At 41.7% G+C, this 7,288-nt stretch carries 6 protein-coding genes and 1 tRNA gene; 3 read left to right on the top strand and 4 right to left on the bottom strand.

All coding sequences use genetic code 11. The features are described from left to right. The first annotated feature begins 492 nt into the window (after positions 1–492). The 3 genes from KPX09_RS03735 (at position 493) to KPX09_RS03725 (ending at position 2,567) form a co-directional block, all read left to right on the top strand. A complete protein-coding gene (locus tag KPX09_RS03735) occupies positions 493–1,407 on the top strand; it encodes a bifunctional 5,10-methylenetetrahydrofolate dehydrogenase/5,10-methenyltetrahydrofolate cyclohydrolase (RefSeq protein ID WP_249549052.1) in 915 nt (304 codons plus the stop codon). Between the two features lie 32 nt (positions 1,408–1,439). Then, positions 1,440–1,512, top strand: a tRNA-Val gene (locus KPX09_RS03730). A 206-nt stretch (positions 1,513–1,718) separates the two neighbouring features. Then, positions 1,719–2,567 (top strand): hypothetical protein, encoded by an 849-nt coding sequence (locus KPX09_RS03725; protein WP_249549051.1) that lies wholly within the window; start codon positions 1,719–1,721, stop codon positions 2,565–2,567. A gap of 122 nt (positions 2,568–2,689) precedes the next feature. On the opposite strand, the gene KPX09_RS03720 is transcribed toward KPX09_RS03725, so the two are convergent. The 4 genes from KPX09_RS03720 to KPX09_RS03705 all read right to left on the bottom strand — a co-directional run bounded on the left by KPX09_RS03720 (position 2,690) and on the right by KPX09_RS03705 (position 6,941). After that, entirely contained in the window at positions 2,690–3,550 is an 861-nt protein-coding gene (locus KPX09_RS03720; RefSeq protein WP_249549050.1) for an alpha/beta hydrolase, read from the bottom strand. Between the two features lie 76 nt (positions 3,551–3,626). Beyond that, positions 3,627–4,385 carry an alpha/beta hydrolase gene (locus KPX09_RS03715; RefSeq protein ID WP_249549049.1) on the bottom strand — a complete coding sequence of 253 codons (759 nt, stop codon included), beginning with the start codon at positions 4,383–4,385 and terminating at the stop codon, positions 3,627–3,629. Between the two features lie 225 nt (positions 4,386–4,610). Continuing rightward, on the bottom strand, positions 4,611–5,135 hold the full coding sequence (locus KPX09_RS03710; protein ID WP_249549048.1) for a c-type cytochrome: 525 nt from the start codon (positions 5,133–5,135) through the stop codon (positions 4,611–4,613). Positions 5,136–5,444: 309 nt separating this feature from the next. Further along, complete coding sequence (locus KPX09_RS03705) at positions 5,445–6,941, bottom strand: proton-conducting transporter membrane subunit (protein WP_249549047.1); 1,497 nt, start codon at positions 6,939–6,941, stop codon at positions 5,445–5,447. Between the last annotated feature and the right edge of the window lie 347 nt (positions 6,942–7,288).

Here is a 7,288-nt window from a genome sequence, read left to right as displayed (position 1 = left end):
TTTAGAGTCTCTGGTGTATCTTATCTTCCACGGAGAATATGGCAGGGGGACTGTATCCTATGAATATGGAAACTACACCTAAAACCAGGAAATCCACAGAGAACCAGTGAAAGAACGGGGCTATAACTTCTTCAGTTATCCGGTGTTGTGTTGCGGAATTGTTGTAGTGTTCGGACGCAGTGTTATATAGAAATTGGTATGTAGTTGAGCTATCAAGTTATCAATAGAATTTATAATGCATGTCATGAGGATATTAGATTGGCAGATGATGTGTCACGTGTTACACAAGATTAAAATTATCTTGGTCGTGTTGCATAGGATCTAGCGCTAGTTTTTGTTTATGTGGTTTAGCTGATATATCATGTTGAATATGTGTCGCGTGCTAGTTGTCGGTTTGCCTGATAATGTATGAGTTGTATGCAGGCGTTGTTGTAACGTTGTGGTAGGTACGTTTGTTGGGGATATAGTGTTTTTTGAAGAAAGTGGTGCGTCATGGGTATATACGAAAACAATATAATAGATGGTAAGGCTTCTGCTGCGGATCTATTAGGAAGACTGAAAGTAGTAGTAGAGAGCTTGAAAAAGGAACAGGGTTTATTTCCGTCGTTGGTCGTGATTATTGTTGGAGATGATCCTGCCAGCCGGTTGTACGTGGGTAATAAACAAAGGAAGGCCGAAGAGCTCAGTATAAACTCCAAAACCATTGCGTTACCATATGAGACCACCCAAGAAGAATTATTGGGAATAATACAGGAACTGAATGAAGACGAAAATGTGCACGGTATTTTGGTACAGCTACCACTGCCTAAGCATATTGACAAAATCTTGATAATTAATGCCATTGATCCGGAAAAGGATGTTGATGGATTTCACAATGTAAATGCCGGCAAGTTGCTTACAGGACAGATGGATTGCATGGTGCCATGTACTCCGCAGGGATGTGTATATCTGATCAAGAAAGTGATGCCTGTATTATCATCGAAGAGGACTGTGGTAATTGGGCGATCAAATATTGTAGGAAAGCCAGTAGCGTTGTTGTTGATGTATGAAAATTGTACGGTTTCTATTTTACACTCCGCAACGGTTAATATAGAGGAGCATTGCCGTGATGCTGAGATAATAATTGCTGCAGTGGGTAAAGCGCGGATGGTGAAGTCTGAGTGGGTGAGTCCAGGAGCTGTAGTGATAGATGTCGGCATCAATTTGGTCACAAGTGAGGGCAAGAATAGATTCGTTGGTGATGTAGATTTTGAAAGTGTGAGAGATAAAGTAGCAGCTATCACTCCAGTGCCAGGAGGGGTAGGGCCAATGACCATTGCATTTCTGCTGGTCAATACTGTTCTTGGAGCATGTAGGCAGAAAGGCATAAAACAATATAAAAACATTAAAAGTTCAGTATTGCAGTAAGCTTATTTATGGTTTAGAGTATGTACTGAAAAGGGCGGTTAGCTCAGTTGGTAGAGCGCCTCGTTTACACCGAGGAAGTCAGCAGTTCGAGTCTGTTACTGCCCACTCCAGTTATTCTTTTTCGTGCTCTAGTTGTTTTCTTTCGGGTCTGTATCTGCGGGTCCGTCTTTTCCTGTTCTGCGAAAAATACTTTTCTTTTATAACAGATGTTTTTCTGAAATAGTGGGTTATATCATAATACATAGAGTAAGATTTTAACTATAAATTAACACTTCAGTCATCATATTAATATTTTAATATTATTAATTATTATGGCTAGAAGAGGAACATGTACTATAACTTCTGAGAAGAAAACTCCGAAGGTACAAGAAGTAGTCGGGCGTTTTGTTGAAATAGGAAATGAGATAGATAGTGGGTTTAAGGAAAGCCCAATCTCATTTTCGGAACGTACGACTTCGGTTAAGGAAAGGATTGCCGAAATGGCGCAATCAGCGGCCCAAGGTATTGCTAAGGTACCTGAACGTGCATCAAAAGCAGCAACATCTGTAGGTGAAGGTGTTGGGAAAGCTGCAAGGACAACTAAAGATGGTGTAACTAGAGCAGCGAGATCTGTATCTCAAGGTATTAATGCTAAAGTGGTAGAACCTGTATCAAAAGCAGCAACATCTGTAGGTGATGGTATTGGGAAAGCTGCAAGGACAACTAAAGATGGTATAACTAAGGCATCTAGATCTGCAGCTAGAGGTATTGCTCAAGTTCCGGTGCGTGCATCAAAAGCAGCAACATCTGTAGGTGATGGTATTGGGAAAGCTGCAAGGACAACTAAAGATGGCGTAACTAAGGCATCTAGATCCGCAGCTAGAGGTATTGCTCAAGTTCCTGAGCATGTTACGGAAGCATTGCAAAAAACGCTATTCCCCTCCTCAGTTGGAAAAGGTGTTCTGCATAGCACTAAAGAGCTGTCTGCAACGCATTTGAAATACTCTCCATTGCACGGATTGGAGTCTAATGCTGTTAAGCTGGTAAGCGTGACAAAGAAAGACTATGATAGCAGCATTAATGAGCGATCTGATGTTGGTGGTGGTACAGCAAGCAAACATACACAAAGACTGTCTGCACAACAAGAGAGAGCTTCAAAGAAAGTAGGGCATGCTAAATGATTCCTTTCCCACAGTTCTAGAAGAAATAAAATTTCAGGGAAAGAATATTCTTTCCCTGAAAAAGTTGGGTCAATTAAGCTGAGTAGTGGTTTGACACTGCATCTAAGTTGGAAAAATTCGTTTTATGTAATAAGGTTTCGTATTGCACTATAAGCGACCTTCAAAGGCTGATCGTCTATCAATAAATGGTCGCTTGATTTTATTAAGTGCACTGAAACGTTCTTGGAGCGTATTTTTTCTGCAATAGAAAGGGAAGAGCTGTATGGTATTACTTTGTCTGCTATGCTGTGAATGAGTACAGTATCGCAGTCTATGGGAATTTCTGGCATGTCTAAAAGTAAATAATTTTTACCATCTTTTTTCAATCTGGGTGTGATTGTATAGCTACGGTTATTCTTCAATATTGTTACCTCCCCAGTTTGGAGAATGTGTAGGCTCTTTTCTCTGCTCAAGCTATGTATTGTATCGTTACATAGCTCTTGAGAAAGGCCTAGAAGTCCGCACATTCTTTTTACGTAAGATGTGGCAAAGCCAGTATTTTCTGTTTCGCGCTTTTCATCGGCACTTATTTCTAAAGTTTCAGTAAAATCTGGTGCAGCGGCAAAACCAACTAGCCCGAGTATTCTGGAAGCATAAGACATTGCAATACGCAACATAAGCCATCCCCCCATACTTGTACCTACAAGGATAAGAGGTTTTTGTGTTAATGCCTCAATTACATGACAACAGTTTTTATACCAATCGCATATGGAGTATTGCTTAAAATCTCCACTAGAGACACCATGGCCAAGATAGTCAAAAACTATGCAGTCTATGTCTTCAGCTAAACAGTGGCCGAAGAGTGCAGAACCCTTAACACCATGCATCTCGGACGAAAATCCACCCATGCACACAACAGTTGCGTTACTTTGTCTCTCATTATGTTTGTAGGCGATAGCAGATCCGTTATCTAGCGTCAGGTACTTTATTTTATGCTCTTTCACTTGACTACCAAAAGTTATCTAGTGCTCCATCACGAAGTTACAGAGTACACGAAGGTCTGTGAAATTTTACAATAGCTTATAGGGAAGCCTCTACCGAAGACACCATTTTACCTATAGATCCCAGGACAATTGGCAAAGCTTTGGAGTCATGAAGACCGTGGTTGGAGTCTTTTATAAGATGAACCTCTACATTATTTGATCTCACCTTTTCAGCTATAGCAACTGAAGTCTGGTAAGAGACGACAAAATCAGCCATGCCATGGATCAAAACTATGGGACAATCCAATGGTATCTCTGCCCTATCAAGTAGCAGATGATTCTTCCCATCTAGTAACAACTTTTGTGTGATTATGTAGCTACAATCTTCTTTGCTGTGCAGTTCTACATGACCCACGAATGTAAGATGGTCCCTTTCCTCTGGTGACATATTAATGGTCTCAGTGAAGTCCGGCGCAGAAGCCAACCCTACCAATCCCTTAACTCTTTCCGGAAAAGACAAAGCAGTCAGTAACGCTAACCACCCTCCCATGCTAGATCCTACTAATACAAGGGGAGTTTCTGTTAACAATTCAACCACGTTATCACAGCACTGTTTCCAGTAACTAAGCGTACAGTCTTTAAAATCCGCACTTGAATTTCCATGACCAAAATAGTCAAAAACCGTGCAATTTATCTTATGTGACATACAGTAATCAAAAATTGCAGTGGCTTTCGTACCCTGCATATTGGACATGAAGCCCCCAAGGAACACAACAGACACCCTTCCGCCAAAATCCAACTGCTTGTAAGCTATGTACGAACTATCGTCCAACTTAAGAATCTTTTCTGTACCCATATTGCCTGGTAGACATAACATACGCCCAGTATATCGCTATTTATTGTGAACCGCAATACGTGGCAAACTCATCCATAGGCCATATAGCTCAATGCTAAGGCGGCATGCTGCGCAAACCACCGCATGTCAACAACACCCAACTTGATATACAACCCATGTGAATACACAATAGAACATCTTCCTCACAACAATAGGAAAACATGCTATGGCACCACACACCAGCTTTTAGGAGTCTCCCTTCTCTAGAGACTTAAAATACGCCAACACATCTGCAATGTCTTTAGGCTTTAGTCCAGCAAACGCCATGCGAGTACCATTAGCGTAGTTTCTAGGGCTGTCAAGAAACTGAAACAGCTCTTCCTCGCTCCAAGTACCACCCTTACTCAATAGAGCCTTAGAGTAAGGGAAACCTTGAGCACGAGCTTGCTTTGCGCCAACTATACCCCATAGATTAGGACCAACCCTGTGAGGACCGCCTTTGTTGAAAGTATGACAAGCGGAACACTTTTTAGCAACCGCCTTACCCTTCTCGGCACTTGCATTTTCCATGAGTGCAGCAATATCGACAATAGGTGCAACAGCTCCAGGCACGCTACCTGCAGACTGCGTTGTGGGTACATCCACACTGTATCCACGAGGTCCGCTATAGTCGGGATGGTACACAAGGTCCACCACATTGCTCACAACAAGGACAATGAAAGACGCAAAAAGGATGGCAGTAGCAAGCCTATTTAAATTATAGCTACCCACCTCTAACCGTCTAAAAAACTCTGTTGCATCATAGAAAGGCTAGTTCAATCGTAAAATCAAGTCAATACAAATAGTGCTGATTGAGCCATCCTAGGCAGTAATTTGTTACTACCTTGCCTTCACCCAGTATATATCAAAAGGAGTTAATTTACAGAACACTAGGCTTCCCAGTTGTGCAAGTTGAGTGCAGCAGCAGTGACGATAAACCGCATTGTGCAATTTGCAGTAGTAAAACAGTGTACTGATCTGCCACATCGACAGGCGCGCTGAAAAACTTGCAAGATAACCCGTACAAGACTCAAATCATGATTAACGTACAGATAACATGCCTAGTACGATGTTGGGTTTTAAGAACAGTAGAATCGTACACGTAGATGATACGAGCATTGCTAGTAAGATTAAGAGTGGTGCTTCCTTAACTCTTTCCGTACACGTTGCATCAGCAGCAAAAAACACTCTGTACATTAAAGGTACAAAGTACAAGGTATTAAGCACAGTACTTAAGGCGACAGTGAAAATGACAATGTAGTTTTGCTGCTTTAAAGCCTCTGTAATAATATAGAACTTACCCCAAAATGTGGCAGCTGGAGGGATGCCGATCATGGCAAGTGCTCCAATACAAAATGCAGTGAAAGTTATAGGCATAACTCTGCCCAAACCATCAATATCCCTTATCATAGTTTTACCAGAAGCAGCATATACAGCTCCCACGGCGAAAAATAATGTGATTTTCGCAAAAGCATGGCACACCATCTGAAACACTGCCGCCGCTACTGCGCCATCAGTAAACATGGACAAAGCTAAAGTTATGTACGATAACTGCGATACAGTAGAGTACGCGAGTAACCTTTTGAGATTTTTCTGAGCTACCGCAAAGATAGATCCCGCAATTATAGTAACCACTGAGAGATATAGCATTATGTTGTGGTGAGGTGCTACATCGATAGTTGCAGGGGCATTATAGTAGTTATACATTCCATGGATGCCCAGGGCGCATACAGTGATCTTGATTAAGGTAAACACTCCAGATTTTACTACAGCAACCGCGTGTAGCAACGCGCTAACAGGTGTTGGAGCGACCATTGCTCTGGGTAGCCATATGTGTACCGGCACTATAGCGGCTTTAGCCACTCCATAGCATAGCATCACGACTATGAAAGGAAGGAGGTTAGGGTGCGTTTCAGAAATGAAACTCCTCGCGCTGAACAACCCAGCAGCCTCACTTGTCACGCATACTATAGCAATAGCCGGGAGGAACAGGAACACTGAAGAACACAAAAGCGTCTTTATATAAAAACTTCCAGAGGCTATTGAATCTTTACTTCCGCCATGAATTATTAGAGGATAAGTGCATATGGTAAGCATCTCGTAAAATATGAAGAGAGTCACTAAGTTTCCGGCAAATGCTATACCCATGGTGCAGCCTATACTAGCGGCAAAGCAGGAGTAAAAAACCGATCTGTCTTGCAGTTTACCGTAAACCTTATTCATGTAACCTATGGTGTAGATATTAGTCACAGCCCAAAGGAATGATACTAAGATCCCGAATACTATACCTAAAGCTTCAGGTTCAAGAATGAAAAGAATCGCTGAGGACAAACGGAGCTGCAGTATTGCTGGTTTGCAATGTAACCCCAAGTACAAAGCACATGCTGTAAGAAACAAAGCAAGAGAAGCCAGAGTCGAGAGCACTTCTTGAGAGTGGGAAAACCTTTTCAGAGCTATGATCAGCGCAGAGCAGACGAATGGTAATGACACCACAACAAACAGCAACACATCCGGGCGGCAAAGCAAATCTATAATCATTCAATCTACAGAGTTAAAAGACACTAATAGCAACAAAATACCTACAAGTAAAATACTTTGCTTTACCCACACCAAAGGCATGCACCCGTGTTTTCCAAAGTAAGTAGTATGTCCTCAGTAATTAAGTGTTAGGGTGAATTTATTGCAGGAAGATAGGAAATTTATACCACCTACAAAAACCGTATTTTTTTCCTTGAATTTTCCATTCCTCCTGCTGCATTTATGTGATGACCCATGCAAGACCCTAGGATGATAAACACCGGTGTTTTCTTCAATGCCTATAGCATCAGTAAAAGTCCTTGGCCTATATTCCTCGTTCTGATATTACTACAGGTTACATATTGTTA

Origin of the sequence: Anaplasma phagocytophilum (genome assembly GCF_023476575.1) — a bacterium.
GTDB lineage: Bacteria > Pseudomonadota > Alphaproteobacteria > Rickettsiales > Anaplasmataceae > Anaplasma > Anaplasma phagocytophilum_A.
This window is presented reverse-complemented; position numbering and strand designations above follow the sequence as displayed.

Bases quoted from the DNA above. Each gene is read 5' to 3' on its own strand.
- KPX09_RS03735 (WP_249549052.1), top strand. From the start codon at position 493: ATGGGTATATACGAAAACAATATAATAGATGGTAAGGCTTCTGCTGCG.
- KPX09_RS03725 (WP_249549051.1), top strand. From the start codon at position 1,719: ATGGCTAGAAGAGGAACATGTACTATAACTTCTGAGAAGAAAACTCCG.
- KPX09_RS03715 (WP_249549049.1), bottom strand. From the start codon at position 4,385: ATGGGTACAGAAAAGATTCTTAAGTTGGACGATAGTTCGTACATAGCT.
- KPX09_RS03705 (WP_249549047.1), bottom strand. From the start codon at position 6,941: ATGATTATAGATTTGCTTTGCCGCCCGGATGTGTTGCTGTTTGTTGTG.